The organism is Actinorectispora metalli (assembly GCF_056323685.1).
In genome coordinates this window covers 2,598,721-2,620,937 of sequence record NZ_JBREYE010000001.1, presented here as the reverse complement: position 1 = coordinate 2,620,937, position 22,217 = coordinate 2,598,721, and the positions used below count along the sequence as shown (strand labels likewise).

20 protein-coding genes are annotated in these 22,217 nt (G+C 69.5%); 5 read left to right on the top strand and 15 right to left on the bottom strand.

Features of this window, described 5'->3' with window-relative positions:
• Positions 1–61 precede the first annotated feature (61 nt).
• From ACU6XJ_RS12325 to ACU6XJ_RS12315, 3 genes are all read right to left on the bottom strand, one after another.
• Entirely contained in the window at positions 62–742 is a 681-nt protein-coding gene (locus tag ACU6XJ_RS12325) for a response regulator (RefSeq protein WP_476309973.1), read from the bottom strand.
• Positions 739–1,965 (bottom strand): sensor histidine kinase, encoded by a 1,227-nt coding sequence (locus ACU6XJ_RS12320; protein WP_476309970.1) that lies wholly within the window; start codon positions 1,963–1,965, stop codon positions 739–741. Before ACU6XJ_RS12320 ends, ACU6XJ_RS12325 begins: the two co-directional genes overlap by 4 nt.
• A 280-nt stretch (positions 1,966–2,245) precedes the next feature.
• Entirely contained in the window at positions 2,246–2,989 is a 744-nt protein-coding gene (locus tag ACU6XJ_RS12315; RefSeq protein ID WP_476309969.1) for a phosphoglyceromutase, read from the bottom strand.
• Between the two features lie 168 nt (positions 2,990–3,157).
• On the opposite strand from ACU6XJ_RS12315, the gene ACU6XJ_RS12310 reads away from it, so the two are divergent.
• Positions 3,158–3,490 (top strand): antitoxin, encoded by a 333-nt coding sequence (locus ACU6XJ_RS12310; protein WP_476309967.1) that lies wholly within the window; start codon positions 3,158–3,160, stop codon positions 3,488–3,490.
• 166 nt (positions 3,491–3,656) lie between these two features.
• Positions 3,657–5,498 carry a bifunctional metallophosphatase/5'-nucleotidase gene (locus tag ACU6XJ_RS12305; RefSeq protein WP_476309964.1) on the top strand — a complete coding sequence of 614 codons (1,842 nt, stop codon included), beginning with the start codon at positions 3,657–3,659 and terminating at the stop codon, positions 5,496–5,498.
• A gap of 53 nt (positions 5,499–5,551) precedes the next feature.
• On the opposite strand, the gene ACU6XJ_RS12300 is transcribed toward ACU6XJ_RS12305, so the two are convergent.
• The 6 genes from ACU6XJ_RS12300 to ACU6XJ_RS12275 form a co-directional block, all read right to left on the bottom strand.
• Positions 5,552–7,138 (bottom strand): AMP-binding protein, encoded by a 1,587-nt coding sequence (locus ACU6XJ_RS12300; RefSeq protein WP_476309961.1) that lies wholly within the window; start codon positions 7,136–7,138, stop codon positions 5,552–5,554.
• 394 nt (positions 7,139–7,532) lie between these two features.
• Positions 7,533–8,285: a DUF4349 domain-containing protein gene (locus tag ACU6XJ_RS12295; RefSeq protein WP_476309958.1), complete on the bottom strand. Its 753-nt coding sequence runs from the start codon at positions 8,283–8,285 to the stop codon at positions 7,533–7,535.
• 305 nt (positions 8,286–8,590) lie between these two features.
• A complete protein-coding gene (locus tag ACU6XJ_RS12290) occupies positions 8,591–9,127 on the bottom strand; it encodes a type III secretion system chaperone family protein (protein WP_476309955.1) in 537 nt (178 codons plus the stop codon).
• Entirely contained in the window at positions 9,124–10,455 is a 1,332-nt protein-coding gene (gene mshA, locus ACU6XJ_RS12285; protein WP_476313962.1) for a D-inositol-3-phosphate glycosyltransferase, read from the bottom strand. Before mshA ends, ACU6XJ_RS12290 begins: the two co-directional genes overlap by 4 nt.
• Before the next feature lie 53 nt (positions 10,456–10,508).
• The gene (locus ACU6XJ_RS12280; RefSeq protein WP_476313960.1) at positions 10,509–11,357 is read right to left on the bottom strand and encodes an alpha/beta fold hydrolase; all 849 of its coding nucleotides are present in this window, start codon (positions 11,355–11,357) and stop codon (positions 10,509–10,511) included.
• 107 nt (positions 11,358–11,464) lie between these two features.
• A complete protein-coding gene (locus ACU6XJ_RS12275) occupies positions 11,465–12,604 on the bottom strand; it encodes a L,D-transpeptidase (RefSeq protein ID WP_476309953.1) in 1,140 nt (379 codons plus the stop codon).
• A gap of 141 nt (positions 12,605–12,745) precedes the next feature.
• On the opposite strand from ACU6XJ_RS12275, the gene ACU6XJ_RS12270 reads away from it, so the two are divergent.
• A complete protein-coding gene (locus ACU6XJ_RS12270) occupies positions 12,746–13,489 on the top strand; it encodes an SDR family NAD(P)-dependent oxidoreductase (RefSeq protein WP_476309950.1) in 744 nt (247 codons plus the stop codon).
• Here the strand turns inward: ACU6XJ_RS12270 and ACU6XJ_RS12265 are convergent.
• The 6 genes from ACU6XJ_RS12265 to ACU6XJ_RS12240 all read right to left on the bottom strand — a co-directional run bounded on the left by ACU6XJ_RS12265 (position 13,484) and on the right by ACU6XJ_RS12240 (position 20,480).
• Entirely contained in the window at positions 13,484–13,867 is a 384-nt protein-coding gene (locus ACU6XJ_RS12265) for a DUF3037 domain-containing protein (protein ID WP_476309947.1), read from the bottom strand. The two genes, ACU6XJ_RS12270 and ACU6XJ_RS12265, sit on opposite strands and share 6 nt — an antisense overlap.
• Positions 13,864–14,634 carry a HipA family kinase gene (locus ACU6XJ_RS12260; RefSeq protein WP_476309944.1) on the bottom strand — a complete coding sequence of 257 codons (771 nt, stop codon included), beginning with the start codon at positions 14,632–14,634 and terminating at the stop codon, positions 13,864–13,866. Before ACU6XJ_RS12260 ends, ACU6XJ_RS12265 begins: the two co-directional genes overlap by 4 nt.
• Positions 14,635–14,747: 113 nt before the next feature.
• Positions 14,748–17,771 carry an endo-alpha-N-acetylgalactosaminidase family protein gene (locus tag ACU6XJ_RS12255; RefSeq protein WP_476309942.1) on the bottom strand — a complete coding sequence of 1,008 codons (3,024 nt, stop codon included), beginning with the start codon at positions 17,769–17,771 and terminating at the stop codon, positions 14,748–14,750.
• Positions 17,772–17,860: 89 nt separating this feature from the next.
• Positions 17,861–18,697, bottom strand: a complete 837-nt coding sequence (locus ACU6XJ_RS12250) for a class II fructose-bisphosphate aldolase (RefSeq protein WP_476309939.1) — start codon at positions 18,695–18,697, stop codon at positions 17,861–17,863.
• A gap of 3 nt (positions 18,698–18,700) precedes the next feature.
• Entirely contained in the window at positions 18,701–19,597 is an 897-nt protein-coding gene (locus ACU6XJ_RS12245; RefSeq protein WP_476309936.1) for a 1-phosphofructokinase family hexose kinase, read from the bottom strand.
• 4 nt (positions 19,598–19,601) lie between these two features.
• Positions 19,602–20,480, bottom strand: a complete 879-nt coding sequence (locus ACU6XJ_RS12240; protein WP_476309933.1) for an SIS domain-containing protein — start codon at positions 20,478–20,480, stop codon at positions 19,602–19,604.
• Between the two features lie 141 nt (positions 20,481–20,621).
• Here ACU6XJ_RS12240 and ACU6XJ_RS12235 point away from each other — a divergent pair, with 141 nt between their 5' ends.
• Positions 20,622–21,407 carry a DeoR/GlpR family DNA-binding transcription regulator gene (locus ACU6XJ_RS12235; RefSeq protein WP_476309930.1) on the top strand — a complete coding sequence of 262 codons (786 nt, stop codon included), beginning with the start codon at positions 20,622–20,624 and terminating at the stop codon, positions 21,405–21,407.
• Positions 21,408–21,542: 135 nt separating this feature from the next.
• Complete coding sequence (locus ACU6XJ_RS12230; protein ID WP_476309927.1) at positions 21,543–22,064, top strand: hypothetical protein; 522 nt, start codon at positions 21,543–21,545, stop codon at positions 22,062–22,064.
• Positions 22,065–22,217 lie beyond the last annotated feature (153 nt).

Sequence of the window (22,217 nt, the reverse complement as noted above, 5' to 3'; positions counted from 1 at the left end):
GGTACCGGTCGGACTCGACCACCCGACGGTGACCGTGTGCTGTCTAACGCTCGCGGCGCGCTCACGTCTCGAACTTGTAGCCAAGTCCGCGCACCGTGACCAGGTACCTCGGCACCGCGGGGTCCGGCTCGATCTTGGAGCGCAGCCGCTTGACGTGCACGTCCAGCGTCTTGGTGTCGCCGACGTAGTCCGCGCCCCACACCCGGTCGATCAGCTGGCCGCGGGTGAGCACCCGGCCGACGTTGCGCAGCAGGTACTCCAGCAGGTCGAACTCCTTGAGCGGCAGCGAGACCTCGCCGCCCTCAACGGTGACAACGTGGCGCTCGACGTCCATCCGCACCGGGCCCGCCTCCAGCACCTGCGGGAGGAGTTCCTCGGACTCGCCGCCGCGCCGCAGCACGGCCCGGATCCTGGCGATCAGCTCACGGGCGGAGTAGGGCTTGGTGACGTAGTCGTCGGCGCCGAGTTCCAGCCCGACGACCTTGTCGATCTCGCTGTCGCGGGCCGTGACCATGATCACCGGCACCGCGGAGCGCTGCCGCAGCGCCTTGCACACGTCGGTGCCGCTCATGCCGGGCAGCATGAGGTCCAGCAGCACGATGTCGGCTCCGTTGCGGTCGAACTCGTCCAGCGCCTCCTGCCCGGTCCCGGCCACCGCGGCGGTGAAGCCTTCCTTGCGGAGCAAGAAAGCCAGCGGGTCTGCGAAGGACTCCTCGTCCTCCACGATGAGCACCCTGGTCACAACACTCCTCCATGTTCGGCGCTGGCAGCCTTGTCGACCCAGCCCTGTTTGACGCCATCTGAACTGTCTACGGTCACCGCGCCGTTTTTCGGCACCGAAGTGGCCAGCACGACGGGCGTAGCTCCCACTACGGAACCGTTCTCCACCGCCGCCGGAATCCTCATCGTGAACGTCGAGCCGGTGCCCAGCCTGCTCCACAGCTTGACCTCGCCACCGTGGTTGGCGGCGACGTGCTTGACGATCGCCAAGCCGAGGCCGGTCCCTCCGGTCGCGCGGGAGCGGGCCGGGTCGACGCGGAAGAACCGCTCGAACACCCGCACCTGGTGTTCCGGTGCGATGCCAATGCCGCGGTCGGTGACCGCGACCTCGACGAAGCCGTCGGCCAGCCGCCTGCTGATCGACACCGGGCTGCCCGGCGGCGAGTAGGCCACCGCGTTGTCGACCAGGTTGCTCAGGGCGGTGACCAGCAGCGTGCGGTCGCCGACGACCATCAGGTCGCTCGGGGCGTCCACGGTCACCTCGATGCCCGCGGACTCGGCGGCCAGCCTGCTCCGGGACAGCGCCTCGGCCACCACGGCATCGACGTCGGTGGCGGCCAGTTCCGGCAGCCGCTCGGCACCCTGGAGCCGGGACAGTGCGATCAACTCGGTGACCAGCGCACCCAGCCGGGTGGCCTCGTGCAGGATCTTGGCGCTGAACCGGCGCACCTCGTCCGGGTCGTCGACGCAGTCCAGCACCGCCTCGGCGAGCAGCGCCAAGGCGCCGACCGGCGTTTTGAGCTCGTGGCTGACGTTGGCCACGAAGTCCCGCCGGGTGGCCTCCAGCCGGACCGCGTCGGATTCGTCGGCGGCGTCCAGGACCGTGAAGCCGTCGCCCAGGGGACGGGCTTCGCCGAGCACTGCCTTGGGCACCACCCGTCCGGGGCCGGAGTGTTCCAGCGGGGAGAGGTCGACCTGCACCACGGTGCCCTCGCTGAGCGACTGCTCGGCGGCCTTGCGGGCCCGGTCGTCGGCCCGGTTGTCCCGAACGACGCCGAGTTCGGTGGCGCGCGGGTTGTGCAGCACCACGTCGCCGAACTTGTTCAACACCACCAGCCCGTTGTGCGCGGAGTGGACCACCCGCTGCACCAACTCGGCCACGGTCACCCCGCTTGGCTTGCGGCTGGCACGTCGGCCCGCCGACCGGCCGAGGAAATAGCCGATGAGCATGGCGAGTACAGCCATGGCTCCAGCGACAGCGAGCCACCCCGATGCGGTCACGGCGGCATCGTAAGCAGCAGGTGGGGGGCCATATCCAGCTATCGACCCAGATCCGTGATGGCGCTGACATCCAGACGCCGAGATTTCCGCCCCGATTCAGCTGTTGTTAACCCCAATGGGGCAATCAGCCCAGCGGGTGCCGTTCGATCGGGTGATCGCTCGGACAATCGATCAGCCGGGCAATCGAATGCCCATAGCGCGTTGAACAAACAAAACGGACAAAGCGCTATGGGCGGTGCGAAGCTCAGCGGCCCTGGTTGGCCACCGCGGCGATGGCGGCCTCGGCGGCGGTCGGGTCCAGGTAGGTGCCGCCGCGGGTGACCGGGCGCAGCTGCTCGTCGAGGTCGTAGCGCAGCGGGATGCCGGTGGGGATGTTGAGCCCGGCGATGGCGTCTTCCGAGACGTCGTCCAGGTGCTTGACCAGGGCGCGCAGCGAGTTTCCGTGCGCGGCGACCAGCACGGTCCGGCCCGCTCGCAGGTCCGGCACGATGGCCTCGTCCCAGTACGGCAGCAGCCGGACGACCACGTCCTTGAGGCATTCGGTGAGCGGCATCTCGGGGCCGAGGCCCGCGTAACGGACGTCGGCGTCCTGGCTGAACTCGGTGCCGAGCTCGATGGGCGGCGGCGGCACGTCGTAGGAGCGGCGCCAGAGCATGAACTGCTCCTCGCCGTAGGCCTGCAGGGTTTGCTTCTTGTTCTTGCCCTGCAGCGCGCCGTAGTGGCGCTCGTTCAGACGCCAGTCCCTGCGCACCGGGATCCAGTGCCGGTCGCAGCCGTCGAGGGCGTAGTTCGCCGTCGAGATCGCCCTGCGCAGCAGCGAGGTGTGCACCACGTCGGGCAGCACCCCGGCCTCGCGCAGCAGGTCGCCGCCGCGCCGGGCCTCGGTCTCGCCCTTCTCCGACAGCGGGACGTCCACCCAGCCGGTGAACAGGTTCTCCGCGTTCCACACGCTCTCGCCGTGGCGGAGCAGCACCAACGTTGCAGTCATGCGGGCAAGGGTGCCAAACCCGGCAGTAGCGGGGGTAGGCCGAGGTCACTCACCTCACGGGTTTGCCCGTTGTCACTCCTGTGGGTGACGCTTCGATATGCGGGATCCGAATTGGGCTGTTCGACTGAGGCGCATCGGCCATCCGATGGACCAACGGAGGTACCCGCGATGGGCATGTTCGACAAGATGAAGGACGCGGCCGAAGGCCACGAGGACAAGATCAAGCAGGGTCTGGACAAGGGCGCGGAGTTCGCCGACGAGAAGACCGGCGGCAAGTACAGCGACCAGATCGAGAAGGGCCGCGACTACGCGGGCAACCAGTTCGGCGGTCAGGGCCGTGACGAGGAAACCGGCGAAGGCACCCAAGGCATGCAGGAAGACGGCATGCGCGAGGACGAGGGCGGGACCGGCGAAGGTATGCCCCAGCAGGGCGAGTCGATGACCGACCAGCCCGCCGAGCAACGCGAAGGCCGTCCCGGCTACGGCGAGAACCAATACTGAGCGGAATCGAGGACTTTCCGGCCGCGGCCGTCCCCTGTGGGGGCGGCCGCGGCACTGTCTCCTCTCCCCCCATCCGCCGTTCACGGGAAGTTCAGGCATAAACGACCTGCAATGATTCGCGGCGTTGGGAAGATGCGGGCAAACCGGTCTCTGGGGAGAGGACCCGATGAGAACACTTGCACGCCGCTGGGTGCCCTACCTGGCGGTTCTCGCACTGGCGGTCAATCTGATCGCTCTGCTGCCCGAAGACGACAAGGCCGCGAAGCCCTCGGCCGCCGGGAACTGGACGCCGATGTCTCCGGTGTCGGTGGACTACGAACTGGCCGCGGGCGTCTCCGGAAAGGCGCGGCTGCTCGCCTTCAACGACTTCCACGGCGCCCTGGAGCCTCCGATCGGCTCCGGCGGCCTGGTCAACGGCAACCCCGCCGGTGGCGCGGAGTACCTGACCACCTACGTCAAGCGGCTGCGCGCCGAGGCGGAGCGCGGCGGTGAGCAGGTCGTCACCGTCGGCGCGGGCGATATGGTCGGCGCGACGCCGCTGATCAGCGCGGCCTTCCACGACGAGCCCGCGATCGAGGCGCTGAACACGCTCGGCATGGACATCTCCTCGGTGGGCAACCACGAGTTCGACGAGGGTGTCACCGAGTTGCGGCGACTCCAGCGCGGCGGCTGCCACCCCACCGACGGCTGTCAGGACGGCGACGGCTTCGACGGCGCCGAGTTCACATACCTGGCCGCGAACGTCACCGACAAGAAGACCAAGCTGCCGATCCTGCGGCCGGTGGACATCCGCGTTCTACAGGGTGTGCCGGTGGCCTTCGTTGGCATGACGCTGGAGGACACCCCCGGCATCGTGAACCCCGATGGCATCAAGAACGTGGACTTCCGCGACGAGGTGGAGACCGCGAACTCCTACGCGAAGCTGCTGGGCCGCGCGGGTATCCGCTCGATGGTGCTGCTGATCCACCAGGGCGGCGGGCAGAACTCGCCGCCGCCGGTGCAGGACCCGTCAAGCTGCGCCAACTTCGCCGGTCCGATCACCGACATCGTCAAGGGTCTCGCGCCCGAGTACGGGATCGTGGTGTCGGGCCACACCCACCGCTTCTACAGCTGCGCGCTGCCCAACTCCGCCGGGGCGAACACGGTGGTGACCAGCGCCGGGTCCAACGGCACGCTGGTCACCGACATCGCGGTCACCCTCGACCGCAAGACCAGGAAGTTCGCGCAGGTCTCCGCGCGCAACGTGATCACCGAGAACGGTGTGCGCAACCCCGACGGCAGCTGGCAGAAGGACGCCGCGGGCAACTTCGTCCGCGACGCCGCGCTGGTCGACCCGCAGGCCAAGGCGCTGGTGGACAAGTACCGCAAGGCCGTCGCGCCGCTGGCCAACAAGGTCGTCGGCCGGATCACCGCGGACCTCACCAGGGCCGCCAACGCGGCGGGGGAGAGCTCGCTGGGCGATGTGATCGCCGATGCCCAGCTCGCCTACACCGCATCGGCCGGGGCACAGCTCGCGCTGATGAACCCGGGCGGTATCCGCGCCGACCTGAGCCACGCGTTCTCGCCGGGCGGGGAGGCCGCGGGCGAGGTGACCTACGGCGAGGCCTTCACCGTGCAGCCGTTCAACAACCTGGTGGTGACCCAGACGCTGACGGGCGCTGCGCTCAAGGAGGTGCTGGAGCAGCAGTTCGCGGGCTACGGCGGGCAGATCGCGGACCGCGTCCTCCAGGTGTCGGCGGGATTCGGCTACACCTACGACAAGAGCAAGCCCGCGGGTTCCCGGGTGTCGGCGCTGACGCTGGGCGGGGTGCCGGTGGACCCGGCCGCGAGCTACCGGGTGACCAGCAACGACTTCCTGGCCAACGGCGGTGACGGCTTCACCAACCTGAAGGTGGGCACCAACCGCACCACCGCGCCGGGCTTCGACATCGACGCCATCGTCGCCCTGCTGGGCAGCGGCACGCCGGTCGCGCCCGGCCCGCAGAACCGCATCCAGAAGGTGGGCTGAGGCGCTCGTCCGCCGCGGGTGCCGTGACGGCGCCCGCGGCGGCGGACGCGTGATCAGCCTACGAGCGGGGTTTCGCGGGCGCGGAGGTCCTTGCGGAGGATCTTGCCGGAGGCGGACTTGGGGATGACGTCGATGAACTCGACCACGCGGACCTTCTTGTGCGGGGCGACGTGGTCGGCGACGAACGCCATGACCTGCTCCGCCGACAGGTCGCTGTCGGGCTGGCGGACGACGAAGGCCTTGGGGACCTCCTCGCCCTCGTCGTCGCGGACGCCGATGACGGCGGCGTCGGCGATGCCGTCGTGGGTGAGCAGCAGGGCCTCCAGTTCGGCAGGCGGCACCTGGTAGCCCTTGTACTTGATCAGCTCCTTGACCCGGTCGACGATCGTGTAGCAGCCCTGCTCGTCCAGCACCGCGACGTCGCCGGTGTGCAGGAAGCCCTCGTCGTCCAAGGTGAGCTTGGTGGCCTCTGCGTTGTTCAGGTAGCCCTTCATGACGTTCGGCCCGCGGCACAGCAGTTCGCCGCGTTCACCGACACCGACCTCATCGCCGGTGGCGGGGTCGATCAGCTTGCACTCCATGTTCGGGATGGCCAGGCCGACCGTGCCCACCGAGATGTCGGTGCGGTCGTGCGGGATGCAGTGGCTGACCGGGCTCATCTCGGTCATGCCGTAGCCCTGCGAGACCTGGCAGCCGATGCGCTTGCTCACCGCGGCGGCCAGTTCGGCGTCCAGCGGGGCGGCGCCGGAGAACAGGGTCTCCATGGCGGAGAGGTCGTAGGAGTCCACCAGCGGGTGCTTGGCCAGCGCCACCGCGACCGGCGGCGCGATGTACACGCGCTGGGTCTTGTACTCGGAGATCACCCGCAGGAACTCGGCGAGGTCGAACTTGGGCATGGTCACCGAGGTGCCGCGCACCGCCAGCGGGAAGTTCATCAGCACCTGCATGCCGTAGATGTGGAAGAACGGCAGCACGGCCAGCAGCCTGGTGCCGGGCTCGATCCGCAGCATCGGCAGGCATTGCGCGATGTTGGCGACCAGGTTCCGGTGGGTGAGCATGACGCCCTTGGCCCGGCCCGTGGTGCCGGAGGAGTAGGGCAGCACCGCGAGGTCCTCGGCCGGGTCGGACTCGATGCGCGGCGGCGCGGGCTCGGTGGCCAGCAGCTCGCCGAGGCTGCGGCGGCCCTGCACGGGGTCCAGCGCGATGACCTTGTCGGGGCCGATGCCGACGGCCTGGGCGGCGGCATCCGCGCGCTCCAGCAGGACCGAGACGGTGAACAGCATCGTGGCGCCCGCGTCGGCAAGCTGGGTGGCGATCTCCTCGGCGGTGTAGAGCACGTTCACCGTGGTCGCGACGCCGCCCGCGCGCAGGATGCCGTGGAAGACCACCGCGTAGTACGGGTCGTTCGGGCAGTAGACGCCGACGACGTCGCCCTTGCCGATGCCTTCCGCGGCCAGTGCGGTGGCCAGCCGGTCGACCGCGTCGGCAAGCTGCGCGTAGGTGAGCGTGCGTCCGCTCATGCCGTCGATCAACGCGGGCTGGTCGGCAACCTCGGCGAGGCCCGAGTCCGCGCCGAAGAGGTATTCGTGCAGCGGCACTTCGGGAACCACGACGTCGGGATAGGGGCTGCGGAAAACCATGGTTCCTCCGTGTTACCGGCGAGTAGCAAGGTTGTCAGCATAGTGACTGGAATCACCGGGAGTGGTCAACCGCTGCGAATGTGACACCACCGTGTAATTCAACGGGACAAGAGCACACGAATGGAGCAGGCCAACGGTCTTGTCCTGACCCTGCGATTTCTGCCAAGTTGGCAAAGCTCACCCAGATCGGCTCCCACGCACTCCCCGATCTGAAAGAGCACGAGTCCTTTCCGCGGTTCGCACTCCCCCCGTCGCGCCGCGGACGCCAGGATTCCTGGGGTGCCCCCCGCCACGGGAGTCACGACACCTGTCACTGGCGACGGGACGCCTGACGTGGGACGGCTCGAGCTCGCGACTCCCCTCTCTCCCGAGCCGTCCCGCGCAGCTCAGCTCCTTACTGCTCGCCCGGCGCGGGTGCCATGAGCGCAGCTCGCCTTCTCCGCAGCCACAGCAGCACCGCGCCCGCGGGAATGCCCAGCGCCAGCGCGAACGGCAGAACCGCGCCGAGCATCACCAGCAGCACCCGCACCGACGCCACCAAGGCATCCCAGCCTGCGCTCAGCCCGCCGAGAAAGCCCTCGTCCGCGACCGGCGGCGCGGGTGCGGTCGGCGTCTTCAGGCCAACGGTGAGCGTGGCCAGCGCGACCTGCCCGGCCAGCGTCTCGGACCTGCGCTGCAACGATTCCAGCTCGGCCTGCCGCTTGGTCAGCTCCTCCTCGATCTGCACGATCTCGGATACGCTGCCCGCCCGATCCAGCAGCGCCCGCACCCGCTCCACACTGGCCCGCTGCGAGGCGAGCCGAGCCTGAACATCCACCACCTGCTCGGTCACGTCCTGCGACTGCAACTCTCTCCGCCGCACCTCGCCGACGCCGGTGCTCAGCTGGTTGAGCGCAGCGTCGAGCTTGTCGGATGGCACCCGCAGCGTCAGCGTGCCGCCTTGGCCCGCCACGTTCTCCCGCTCGACGAACCCGCCCAGTCCCGCGCCCGCCTCACGTACCTTCCGCGCGGCGTCGGTGAGGTCTGTTACCTCCAGGTCCATGCTCGCCGTGCGGACGACCTTGCGGTCGAGGTTGCCCGGCGACGCCTGCTCGGGCGCCTTTCCAGGCCCCGCGGGCGCCGCCCCCTCGCCCGTGCTGCCCGTCACCGAACGACTCTGTTCTCCGGTACAGGCCGTCGCCGTAAGGGCGAGGAACAACCCCACCACGGCAAGAACACGTCTGTGTGATCGCACGTCAGCTCCCCATCTGATCGGCCACATTACCGGCCGGTACACATAGGGACGGCCCGTCCCGCACACCGCGTTGCCGACCGGCGAGTAACGAATTCATCTCGAATCGGCTGAGCATCGTCGCATGCGTTTTCCACAAGCGGCCTGAAGAAGACGCAATTTGTCCGGTGCGGACAGCAGTGGACTAATCCACTGCGCCTGCCGGGCTCGATCGAAGAACGTCAATCACCGAATGCGGCAGGGCCGGTCGGCGGTGCGGCATCGTCTCGTTGGACGAGGTGTTCGAACGCCCGCAGGTTGGCCAGCGACTCGCCGCGGGACACCCGCCAGTCCCACTCGCGCTTGATCGCGCTCGCGAAGCCGATCTCCAGCAGGGGGTTGAAGTCGCCGTCCGCGGACTCCAGCACCTGCCCGAGCACCCGGTCGATCTCGTCCTCGGTCACGGCGTGCAGCCCGATCCTGCCGACCAGGTAGATGTCGCCCGCCTTGTCGATCGTGTAGTGCACCCCGTACATCCGGGCGTTGCGGCGCAGCAGGTAGCGGTAGACGTCCTCGAAGGCCTCGTCGGGCCTGCGGCAGACGAAGGCCTCCACCAGCAGCGCCTGCCGGTCCACGATCAGCCAGCAGTTGGTCTGCTGCTTCTTCACCCCGGGCAGCGTGACGAAGAACCGCCCCGGCTCGGGCCGCTCGTACTTCAGCTCGCTGCCGTCCAGCGTGGACGCGATGAGTTCGTCGAGCCGCTCGATCGCCACAGTCACACCGCCACCTCCGCGGGAGGATCGCCGTCCTCCTTGCTCAACCTGTCGGCCAGCGCCCCGCATACCCCGGGATCGAGCCCGGCGCCCGCCCGCGGCGCGACCGCCGCCTGTGCATAGGTTGCCAGCAGAGCCTCGGTGGTGCGTTCCCAGGAGAACCGGTGGGCGTGTCCCACCGCGCCCGCGGCCAGCGTCTCGCGGTCCCGAAGGGCCGCCGCGCCCAGGGCGTCCGCCCACCGCGCCGTGTCGTGGCCGTCCACGAGCAGTCCGGACACGCCGTCCGCCACCGCCACCGGCAGTCCGCCGACGGCCGCTGCCACCACGGGCGTGCCGCAGGCCTGCGCCTCCAGCGCGACCAGGCCGAAGGACTCGTTGTGGCTGGGCACCGCGACCACATCGGCGGCACGGAAGACCTGCGGCAGCGCCGGGCCCGGCTGCGGCGGCAGGAACCGCACCATATCGGTGATGCCCAGCTCCACCGCCAGCTTCTGAAGGGCCTCCGGCTCCTCCAGCCCCGACCCGGAAGGACCGCCGACGACCAGCACGACGACCTTGGTGCGCAGGGACCGGTCCCTGCGCACCAGCTCGGCGGCGGCGCGTAACAGCACATCAGGTGCCTTGAGCGGCTGAATCCTGCCGACGAAGGCCAGCACGATCGAGTCGGCGGGCAGTCCGAGCGCCGCCCGCGCGGCCGCCGGGTCACCAGGGGTGAAGCGCTCCAGGTCGACCCCGGGCGGGATGGTGATCACCCGCTCGGGTGCCGCGTCGTAGAGGTCGATGAGCTGCGCGGCCTCGACATCGGTGTTGGCGACCAGGCGGTCGGATTCGAGCACCACCTGCTCCTCGCCGATGACCCGGACCCGCGGCTCCGGGGTGTCGCCGTCGGCCAGCGCGGCGTTCTTGACCTTGGCGAGGGTGTGCGCGGTGTGCACCAGGGGCAGGCCCCAGCGTTCCCGCAGCAGCCAGCCCACCTGGCCGGACAACCAGTAGTGCGAGTGCGCCACGTCGTAGTAGCCGGGTTCGTGCCGGGCGATGACGCGCATCACACCCGCCGCGAAGGCACACAGCTGGGCGGGCAGGTCGTCCTTGGCGAGGCCGTCCAGCGGGCCCGCCACCACGTGGCGGACCAGGATGCCCGGTTCAAGCTCGACGACCGGGGGCAGGTCGGAGGAGGTGGCCCTGGTGAAGATCTCCACCTGGATGCCGTGGCGGACCATTCGGCGGGCGGTCTGCACCACGTAGACGTTCATGCCGCCCGCGTCGCCGGTGCCGGGCTGCTCCAGCGGCGAGGTGTGCAGCGACAACACCGCCACTCGGCGCGGTTGACGCAGCGGCCTACAGGGCGGTGTGTGCTGGGAGGCACCGAGGATGCGCGGTCGACCCGTCACGAGCCCATCCTGCCGGGCGCGGGCAGGTGCCGACCTGCGAATGTGGCGAGGTCATCGTTGAATCGCGCGGCCTCTTCGGCGAAGGGAAGGTGGCCCGCGTCGGGGTACCAGCGTGGCTCCGCGTGGGGCACGGTGGCCAGCAGGTGCTCGGCGCAGGCGGGGTCCACCACGGCGTCGAGGCGGCCGTGGGCGACCCACACCGGCACGTCGACCGCCGCCAGTACCTCGGCGTTGGCCGCGGTGCGGGTGAAGAAGCCCGTGCGCACCCGCGGCGGGGTGGACAGGGCGGTGCCGAGCAGCCGCTGGGCCTGTTCGCCGGGCAGCGGCTTGGCGGTGCAGCCCGCGGTGAACCGGGTCAGCGCGGGCACGGCGGTGGTCGGGTCCTCGGCGAGCACATCGGGCAGGGCGGCCCGCATGACCGGGCCCAGCCTGCCGCCGGGGGTGTCCCGTCCGATGTCGGTGATCGCGCCGACGAAGCCGAGCGCGGCGATGCCCGCGGTGCCGTGGTGCCGCAGGTGGTCGGCGATGATCAAGCCGCCCAACGACCAGCCGACCAGCATCGCGGGCGAGCCCGCCAGCCGGAGCACGGCGGCGAGGTCCTCGGCCAGCGCGGCGCTGTCGGCATAGCCGCCCTCGGGCACCGAGGAGCGGCCATGGCCGCGCAGGTCCACCGCCAGCAGCCGGAACCGGTCGGTGAGCGGGCCGTCGAACTGTGCGGACCAGGCGTCAGCGGACTGCGCCCAGCCGTGCACCAGGACCAGCGGCGGACCGCCCGGCGGACCGGACTCCACCACGTGGAGCGCCGCTCCGCCCGCGCCCGTGACCTCATGCCGGAGTGTCCGCACAGACAAGGGATCCCCTTTCGCCGCCCGCTCCCCACCCCAACACCGCGGCGGACCGGATCCTTCCCGGCGAAGGCATTCCGTGGCGTTTCCGCGCGCCACGGGTTCCGCTATTTGAGCGCGGACATGGACAGCCACTGACTCCACGGGATCAGCCAGTCGTAGACGTCGGAGCGGGGCTGCATGGTGGCGGCGGAGCCGGTGACCTCGACCGGGTCGCCGATCATGGCGCTGTCGAAGTAGCGCTTGGCGTCGGCTTCGAAGAGGTTGACGCAGCCGTGCGAGGTGTTGGCGCGGCCGATGTTGGCGCGGTTCTCCTCGTTCTCGTGGATGTACTCGCCGTGGTTGGAGATCCGCACCGCCCACTTCTTCTTCACGTCGGTGTAGCCGTAGCGCGGGTTGGAGAAGTCGCCGACCGGCTCCTTGGTCATCACGACGTAGGTGCCGTTGGGGGTGTTGAGGTCGGGTTCGGCGACCTTGCCGTAGCTGGCCGCGTAGCTCGCGACCAGCGCGCCGTCCCGGTAGACGCGCATCTCGTGGCTCGGGGTGTGTGCCTTGACCACCTGGTTGCGGCCGATGGAGAACTCGGAGCTCAGGTCGGACTTGCCGTAGACGCCGTCGCCCAGCGGCACGGCGTAGAGGTTGGCGATGACCTTCACCTTCATGTTGGCCGGCCAGTAGGCCTTGGGCCGCCAGTGCACCTCGCGGTCGTTGAGCCAGGCCCAGGCGCCCTCCACGTTGACGGAGGTGTTCACGGTCAGTGCCCGCTGCGCGGAGGCCTTGTCGGTGACGCGGTCGTCGAACTCCACCTTGATCGGCATGCCGACGCCGACGGTGGCGCCGTCGATCGGGTTGACCGTGGCCCGCAGCAGCTTGCCCGCCTGCTGGGTGGCGAAGCCGCCCTTGACGTCGACCTGCTTGCCGTCGCTGCCGGTGGCCTTCCCGGACCACGTGTAGGTCTTGTTGAAGCCCAGCGGCTCGGTCGCGCTCCAACTGCGCTTGTCCACGCCGAACTGGCCCGCGACGGCCTTGCCCTCGGAGTTGCGCAGTTCCACCGTGTCGAAGGTGCCGTTGCGGACCAGCGCGGTGATCTCCGAGCGCGGGCTGACGTCCTTGGCGCCGTCGCCCGGTTTGAGGTCGACCTGCGCGACGGGCGGGGCCGCTGCCGGGTCGTCGCCACCGCCGCAGCCCGCGAGCACCAGCGCGGCGGCGGTGATCACCAGCACCAGTCGCCGAGTAACCGTCGTCATGTGATCACCTACCCGCTCGTGTCCCGCTGTCAGTCTGCTACGTGGTAAAGACGTCGACACCCAGGGTGGGGATGCTTGCCGCCCGGATGGCCTAACTCACAGCGCGGGCCGGACCCGTTCGACTGGGGCAAGATCGCAGCTGTGACCGATGAACAGAAACCGACCGCGGTGGTGACGGGTGCGAGCTCCGGAATCGGGGCGGCCACCGCGAGGGCATTGGCGGGCGGCGGCTTCCACGTCGTGCTCGGTGCCCGGCGGCTGGACCGCTGCCAGGAGATCGCCGAGGACATCGGCGGCACCGCCCTGCCGCTGGACGTGACCGACGCCGAATCGGTGGCGGCGTTCTGCGCCGCGATTCCCCGCTGCCACGTCCTGGTCAACAACGCGGGCGGCGCCAAGGGCCTGGAGCCGGTGGCGCAGGCCGATGAGGATGCCTGGCGCTGGATGTGGGAGGCCAACGTGATGGGCACGCTGCGCATCACCAAGGCGCTGCTGCCCAAGCTGATCGACTCCGGCGCGGGCCATGTGATCACCGTGACCTCGATCGCCGCGTTGGAGGTCTACGACAACGGCGCGGGCTACACGTCGGCCAAGCACGCCGAGGCGGTGCTGCACCGCACCCTGCGCGGCGAGCACCTCGGCGATCCGATCCGGTTCACCGAAGTCTGCCCCGGCATGGTGGAGACGGAGTTCTCGCTGGTGCGCTTCGCGGGCGACGAGGACCGCGCGTCGGGGGTGTACCAGGGTGTGGTGCCGCTGGTCGCCGAGGACGTCGCCGATGTGATCGCCTTCGCCGCGACCCGGCCGCCGCATGTGAACCTGGACCAGATCGTGCTCAAGCCCGTGCAGCAGGCCTCGGCGATGCGCACGCACCGCCACTCATAGCACCAGCAGCTCGAACAGCCTGGTCAGCTCGGCGGCCGGATCGGCGGTCAGGCCGCCGTGCACCGGCCCCGCCTGCACGATGGTGCTGCGGGGCGCGGTGAGCCAGCGGAACCGCATGCCCGGCTTCTCCGCCCCCGCGGGGCCCGCGCCCTCGCCGCCCGCGCACATCAGCTCCCACGCGGTGAGCGCGGCGCGGATCTGGCCGAGGTCGGCGTTCGGGTCCAGCGCGCACACCCGCGCGGCGTCCAGCACGGTGCGGGCGCCGAGGAAGTCGAAGGCCTGGCTGTAGAGCAGCACCCCGGCGTTGAGACACTCCCCGCGTTCCACCCGCGGCACCAGCCGGATGAGCGCGTAGTCGAACGGCTCGCGATGGCTCATGCCGCGGCCGCCGTCGGCAGCCAGGCCCGCGGACCGGCGGCTCTGGTGAGCAGGTGGTCCACGTACGCGCCGCGCAGCGCCGCGGGCGAGTCGAGGCCGAGTTCGACCGCGCGTGGATCGGGGTCCAGCCATTCGTCGGGCACCAACGCCGTCACCTCCCGCAGGAGATCTTCGGTGATGCGCGGGGCAAGCTCGGCATCGGCCGCCGCGAGGCCCGGTCCGCCGAGCGCGGCGAAGACGTGGTCGCGGGCGTCGTAGGGCCGCAGCGCGGTGTTGGACCAGGCGTGGTGGAACCACAGGGCGGCGCCGTGGTCGATCAGCCACAGCCCGCCGTGCCACACCAGCAGGTTTGCGTTGCGCCATGAGCGGTCCACGTTGCTGGTGAGCGCGTCCAGCCAGAGCACCTTGGCGGCCAGCGCGGGATCGGGCTGCCAGGCAAGGGGATTGCAGTCCACCGCCCCTGGCAGGAAGTCCATGCCCAGGTTGATGCCGCCGCTGGCCTTCAGCAGCTCCTGCACCTCCTGGTCGGGCTCGCTGCGCCCGATCACCGGGTCCACCCGCATGCGCACGAGGTCCGGCACAGGCAGGCCCAACCGCCGCGCCAGTTCCCCGACGATCACCTCGGCGACCAGCACCTTCGGGCCTTGGCCCGCGCCGCGGAACTTGACCACATAGGTGCCGAGGTCGTCGGCCTCCACCACGCCGGGCAGCGAGCCGCCCTCGCGCAGCGGGGTGCAATATCGGATGGCGTTGACCAGGGGAAGCACTCGATCACTGTAAAGACCGCCGCCGGGTGCGGCCTATCGAGTTTCGACGCGGGTGCGGCACCCGCTCCCCCTGGTGAACAGGTGCCGCACCCGACTCGCGGGGCTCCGGTGAGTCAGCTCACCGGGCCCAGGTCGGTGACGGTGAAGTCGTCGAGGCTGAACTCGGTGCTCTTGTCGTAGGGCACCTCGACCAGCCTGCGCAGCCCCACCCAGTAATCGCCGTCGGCGCCGGTCTGGAACTCCTGGGTCCACGTTCCCGGCGTCAGCTGCTCGGGGATGGGGGTGACCGTCAGGTCGCGCGGTGTTCCGTCGGGGCCGTCGACGCCGAGGACCCAGCCGTAGTCGGGCGCGGCCGCGGCGTGAGTGAAGGTGACCCGGTAGCGGTGGCCCGGCTGGAAGCGCACGGTGGCCGGGGTGGTCCGGTAGATCAGCTTCTTCTCGTACTCCGTCGACTTGAGGCTCCAGGTGCCCGCGAGCACATCGTCGATGCGTTTGCCGTTCCAGCCGCGCTGGGTGAACGGGGCGTGCTTCTCGGCGAGGTGGGTCCGCCCGTCGGTGGCCGCGCCCTCGCCGCCGTCGGTGAACGGGCCGATGCCCTGGTCTACGTCCTCGAAGTCCCAGGCCGTGACCGCGCCTTCGGTGCGCGGCGGCGTCGATCGGACGATGCGGGCGTCGTCGAGGCGCACGGCGGCATCACCCGCGGCGACGGTGACGCCGAACCGGGCGCTGTCCTTGCCGGGCGGGACGGTGAAGAACACCTTGGTGCGCTGGTAGTTCGTGCCGTGTTTCTCCTCGGCGCCGATGGTGTTGCGCACGGTGGAGCGCTCCACCGCCGTCGTCTGGCGGGTGCCCCCGGCGGGTTCGGCGAAGACCTCGGTGCGGCGGGTCTTGCCCGGCTGCACCTCGATCTGAATCGACGCGGCGTAGGTGCCGGGGCGCAGGCCCTTCACCTGCTGGCTGATCGTGACGCCTTTGCCCGCGGCGACAACGGCTTCGCGTTGGCCGAGGCTGTTGCGCACCACGGAAGCGCCTGTGCCGTCGACAGTCCAGCCGGACAGGTCGCCCGCGTTGAAGCCCGGGTCGCGCAGCGGGGTGCCCTCGCCCCAGGACGGGTTCTGCTGCCGGCTATGGCCGATCACATAGGCGGTCTTCGGCTTGGCCTCGATGGTGACCTTGCCGTCGCGGACCGGGAGGGTGCGGGCGTCGCGGCGGCCGGAGTCGGTGAGTTCGAAGAGCGTGACCTGCCGGTGTCGCCAGGACGGGGGCAGCGTCCAGGTTGTGGTGCCGCCCGCCGGGTTGTAGTGGTAGAGCTTGCCGGGCCACGGCAGCAGGTACGTTCCGCCGTCGTAGACCAGGACGCCGTCGTGGCGGATCTGCCTGCGGCCGCTCGCGGTGTCGACCACGGTGCCGTCGGCGAGCCGGGCCTGGTCGGGGGTCAGCTTCACGATCGGCGCCCGCTGGAGGAACTTGGTGGGCAGGTTCTGGTCGAAGACGTTGTGCAGGAAGGCCGTGTAGTCGGTTTCGGCGGTCCAGCCCTCGAACTCCACGATCCGGCCGCCCATCAGCAGCGGGCTGTGCAGGAACACGTCTTTCTGGTGGTTACGGACGAACCTGATGATGAGTGAGTTGATGCCGCGGTGGGTGTCGGCACCGTAGTCGATGTCGTTGGCCCAGTGGGTCCACAGCGCTTCGCGTTCCAGGCGGTGTGACCATTCGGTGGTGATCTGCCAGCCCTGGTCGCGCAGTTCGCGCTGGAGTCGGTCGGCGGTCCAGCCGGTCTCGCGGAACACGTCGATGTAGAGCAGGTCCAGGTTGCCCTTGGTCTCCTCGCGAAGCTGGCGGAACCGCCGCTGCACGTCACCGGAGGACAGGTCGCGGCGCTGGTCGATCCGGTAGGACTGGTCCAGCCATGCCCAGGCGGGCTTGGTCTTGTCGACCAGTTGCTCGGAGAAGGCCTTGGCCTCGGGGTAGGACTCGGTGGTGTTGACGTGCACTCCGAAGTCGGCGTTCCACTTCTTGCCGCGCTCCAACAACGTGTTCAGGTCGGTCAGGCCACCGGCCCTGGTGTTGTAGTTGCCGCCGAAGTCCGGGTGACCGGAGTCGTGGCCTTCGGACTGGTAGCCCTTGAGCAGCACCATCTGCCCGAGGCCGTCGGTGGCGAGGTTGATCCGCTTGACATCGTCGAGGGTGCGTAGGAACGGGTGGGTGGCGCGGGAGGCGAAGTTGAACGGGATATGTGGCACCACGCGGTCCTTGGTGTGCTCCGCGCCCTTCGGCTGCCACATGATCTCGCGGAAGGCGATGGCGGCGTCCTGCCAGTTGACGGTGTTGTCGGCGTTGGCATCGGGTGTGATCACGACCTTGGCCCAGGGCAGCGGCTCGGTGTCCGGCGCGCCCGCGGCCCGGTGGGTCCACTCGCCGCTCCAGAGCCCGACCTCGGTGCCGCCCGCGTTCTTGCGGGCTTGGCGCCAGAGCCTGCCGTTGTCGTCGGCGCCGCGGCCGCCGTTGGCGTCGTGGGTGGAGTTGGTTTCCACCGCGGCGGCCAGCTTTCCGGTGCTGACCATGGCGTAGGCGGAGCCCAGTGGTTTGGCGTCGGCGGGGGTTTCGGCAGTGACGGCGTGGATGCGGTCGCCGCTTCCTTTGCTGTCCAGTTCGATCCGCGCGGCCGCGACCTGCGCGGCGGGGTCCGTTGAGCCGACCGAGACGAGGTCGTGGTCGGGGATCTCCACGGTGCCGACGCGGGCCGTCTCGGTGTCGGTGATCCGGTCGATCGCGAAGGTGACCGTGCGGCCGCGCAGCGAGATGCTCGCGTCCATCGACACGCGGGGCAGGTCGGGGAAGCGGAGCCGGTAGGCCACCGCGAACGGTCGGCGGACCGCGCGGACCTCGGTGCGCTGCGGTTTCCCGTTGATCAGCAGGCTGGTCAGTGGCTGGGTCCGCCCGCGCAACTGTTCCCCGGATGCCCGGTGGGTGTAGCCGATGACGCGGGGGAAGTCCGCCGCCACCTGCACCTCCAGTTCGGGGCTCGCGAGGCGGACGGGGCCGTGGACCGCTTCGCTGTCCTCGGCGAGCGCGGCTGGGGTGCTGAGCGAACTCGCCACCAGCAGGGCGAGCGCGATGCGCAACGGTCTGGCCACAAGATCTCCGATCACAGCGCAGGGATGCTCGATCGTGTCTTTTCTAGCTCAATTTCGCGCAGATTTGAACAGGTATGCGCAAGGTTGCGCTAACCGGTCAGTACTCCGAGGAGCCTGCGGACGGTCTCGGCCATGGCGTCCCGGGCGGGCGCCAGGTACTTCCGCGGGTCGACGAGCTTGGCGTCGGCGTCGAGCCGATCGCGGACCGCGCCGGTGAAGGCGACGTTGAGTGCGGTACCGATATTGATCTTCACCATGCCCTGTCGGACCGCCTCGCGCAGTTCGTCGTCGGGCACCCCGGAGGAACCGTGCAGCACCAGCGGCACCGGAACGGCATCCCGCAGCCTGGCGATCAGCCCGTGGTCCAGGCGCGCGGTGCGGTCGGTCATCGCGTGCGAACTGCCGACGGCCACGGCGAGGGCGTCCACTCCGGTGTCGGCGACGAAGTCCCTGGCCTGCCCGGGGTCGGTGCGCACGCCGGGCGCGTGGGCGCCTTCCTTGCCGCCGACCTCGCCCAGTTCGGCCTCCAACCAGAGGCCGTTGTCGTGCGCCCACCGCGCGGCTTCGCGGGTGGCGGCCACGTTGTCCGCATAGGGCAGCCGCGAGGCGTCGTACATCACCGAGCCGCAGCCCGCCGCGACCGCCTGGCGCAGCAGGGCGTCGTCCTCGATGTGGTCCAGGTGCAGCGCGACGTCGACGCCCGCGGTCTCGGCCACCGCGGCGGCCGCTCTGGCGATGGGCAGCAGCCGCCCGCCGTGGAACTTCACGCAGTTCTCGCTGATCTGCAACACCACCGGCCGGTCCGCGTGCTCGGCGCCGGTGACGATGGCTTCGGCGTGCTCCACCGTGATCACGTTGAAGGCGCCGACGGCCTCTCCCGCGCGGGCGGCCGCCGAGATCACCGACGCGGTGGGTACCAATGGCATCGCTCAGCCCTCTTTCACGTCGACTAGCTCGAGGAAGCGGTGGAAGGTGTCGAGGTCGACCGCACCCGCCACCGGCGATTCGACCGAGGCTGCGGACAGCGCGACGGCGTCGCGCAACATCTCCGGGCCGCTGCGGTCCCCGGCGATGCCCCTGGCGAGGGCGGCGGTGAACGCATCGCCCGCGCCGGTCGGGTTGGCCACCGCGACCGGGGGTGGCAGCGCGGTCCACTGCCCGTCCGATGTGGACAACACGGCGCCGCGTTCGCCGAGGGTGGCCGCGATGTCCACGCCCAGTCCGGCGCGGGCGGCGGCGAAGTCGGCGGGTTCGCCGCCGAACAACACGGTCAGCTCATCGGCATTGGGCTTGATCAGGGTCGGCCCCGCCTTGACGCCTCGGCGCAGCGGCTCGCCGTCGGCGTCCAGGATCACGGGCACCCCGGCCAGCCGGATGAGCTGCGCGTAGCCGTCCGCGGGCACGCCCGGCGGGAGGCTGCCGGAGAGCACCACCACTTCGGCGGTCTGCGCCAGCCATCGGAAGGCCTCGCGGAAGTCCGCCCATTCCGGCGCGGAGACCACCGGCCCCGGCTCATTGAGCACGGTGGCCCTGCCGTCCTCGGTGGGCACCACCGTCACCGTGCTGCGGGTGTTGCCCGCGATGCGGCTGAACGCGGTGTCCACCTCGCCGTCCAGTTCGGCCAGCACCCGGTCCCCGGTCGGGCCGCCGACCAGGCCGGTCACGGTGACCGCCTCGCCGAGCGCGGCCAGCACCCGCGCCACGTTGACGCCTTTGCCGCCCGTGCGGGCCGTCACCTCGCGGACGCGGTGCGAGGAACCCACGGTGAGCGAGTCGACGTGGTAGGTCACATCCAGTGCCGCGTTCACGGCGACGGTGAGGATCATGCGCTCAGGCCAGGATGACCGATCGGGTCAGGTTGCGCGGGGCGTCCATGTCCAGGCCCCGCTGCTCGGCCAGTTCCATGGCCAGCCGGTGCACCCGGACCAGTTCGGCCAACGGGTCGGCCGGGCCGAACTCGACTCCTGCGCCGATCCCGACGATCTCGTCCACCAGGCCCTCGGGGCGGTCGCCCAGCAGCCACACCAGCGAGTCGGCGGCGGTCACGGCGATCGGGCCGTGGCGGTACTCCATCGCAGGGTAGGACTCGGCCCAGGCCTGCGCGGACTCCCGCACCTTGAGCGCGGCCTCGTTGGCGATGCCCACGGTCCAACCGGTGCCGAGGAAAGTCAGCTGGCGAAGCGTCGCCAAGCCGTCCGGCAGTTCCGCCTTCAACGCTGCCTCCGCCTGCAGCGGCAGGTCGGCGACGTTCTCGCCGAGCGCCGCGCGCAGCAGCAGAAGCTGGCTGGTCGGGTACCGGGTCTGCACCACGGACACGTCGTCGGCGAAGGAGAGGTCGATGACGTCATCGGCGAGGCCGGTGACGGGGCTGTCGACATTGCCGGTGATCGCCAGGCTCTTGGTACCGGGCCGCAGGTCGCGCAGTGCGGTGAGCACCTCGGTGGTGGTGCCCGACCTGGTCAGCACCACCACCCGGTCGTAGCGGCGGCCTGCCGGGAACTCCGAGGCGGGGAAGGCGTCGGTCTCGCCCTGACCGGCGCTTTCACGCAACACCGCGTAGGACTGGGCCATGAACCAGGAGGTGCCGCAGCCGAGGACGGCGACCCGTTCACCCGGCTCGGGAAGGCCCGCCGGCCCCGACGCCGCAAGCTCGATGGCCTGGCGCCAGCAGTCCGGCTGACTCGCGATCTCCTCCGAGGCGTGGCTCATGCCCTCTCCGTCCTGAAAGATCATGCTCAAATATGCCTTATTTTACGCAGAAACAAACATGTTTGCGCAACGCATGTCGAGACGGAGATTGCTCACAGTGACAGCTACTGTGAGGGCCATCCGCAGCAGTGAGGAGGAGACATGGCGTCGCACGAACGGTGGAACGCCCTGATGGAAATCCTCGCGCGGGACGGGCGACTGGACGTCGAGAGCGCGGCGCAGGAGTTGGACGTCTCCACCGCGACGATCCGCCGCGACCTCGATCGCCTTGCCCAGCAGCAGATGGTCACCAGGACGCGGGGCGGCGCGCTGCCCAACAGCGTCTCCTACGACCTGCCGCTGCGGTACAAGACAGCCCGCAAGGCCACCGAGAAGGACCGCATCGCCAAGGTCGCCAGCGGCCTGGTGCCCCAGGGATCGGTGGTCGGCATGAACGGCGGCACCACGACCACCGAGGTGGCCCGCGCCCTGGCCACCCGCTCCGACCTGCACGCCGACCCCACCGAACCGGCGCTCACGGTGGTCACCAACGCATTGAACATCGCCAACGAACTCACGGTGCGCCAACACGTGAAGATCGTGGTGACCGGCGGCGTGGTCCGCCCCCAGTCCTACGAGCTCACCGGCCCGCTGGCCACCCGCCTGCTCGGCGAACTCACCCTGGACCACCTCTTCCTCGGCGTGGACGCCGTCAGCGTCCCCGACGGCGCGACCGCCTACAACGAGGGCGAGGCCAGCATCAACCAGCTCATGGTCGCCCGCGCCCGCCAGGTGATCGTGGTCGCCGACTCCTCCAAGCTGGGCAAACACGCCTTCGCCCGCATCTGCCCCGTCGAGCAGATCAACGTCCTCATCACCGACACCTCGGCCCCCGACGAGTCCATCGCGGGCTTCACCGAAGCAGGCGTCGAGGTCATCCGCGCCTGAGCGCTCAACGCCACGCCCGCTTTCGGGTATCACTTCGTCCGAGTCATAGCCCGAAAGCCTTGCGGGACTCCCTCGCAAGCCTCGCCACCCCGATACTGGTCCCTCCGCATCGCCAGCATGCAGAAGGGACCATCTGTGACGCGGGAAGAACGCCAAAAGACGAAGCAAGAACGCATACGCAAGTTTACCGAAGAGTTCGGCGACTACATGACTGCCGAGCAAATCGAGAGGCACGAACTTGAAACCAGCCGCCCGTGGTGGCGGTGGGGAATTGCACCAGTCGAAGATCACAATGCAGTGGACTTCAATATCGAGACAATCCGCAAACTCCTACCCGTCGAACTTGACACCGACGCACTGGTCGAATTTGATGAAGGATTTCAGCGTTGCCTTAGAGAAGCGGGCGAAGAACTGTCCATTGACAGGCTTATGACCTTTATATTCGCGTGGGCAGGACATATCTGCGAAGAACGTCGCTCTCCTGGGCACTGGGCCGACTACCGAGAACAACAACGACTCATGCGCGAAGAGCCCGACAAGGTGATGACGTACCGGTGGGATCCCGTACTTGAGAAGCACGTACCGGATTTGACCCTTGCAGAGCTGGACGGCCAAGGCAGGGACAAGACTGGAGACGAGCCGTGCGATACGAGGTGAGATTTACCCGAAAGACCGAAGCCATCTACGACAGCCTGACTTACAGCGCACGCAGGGTAGTCGACTACATCAAATCCCAACTCAGCGAGAATCCATACTGTCCTGGATCAGACGGAAACGAGTGGAAAAGAACCATGGCTGATAGTCGAGTCA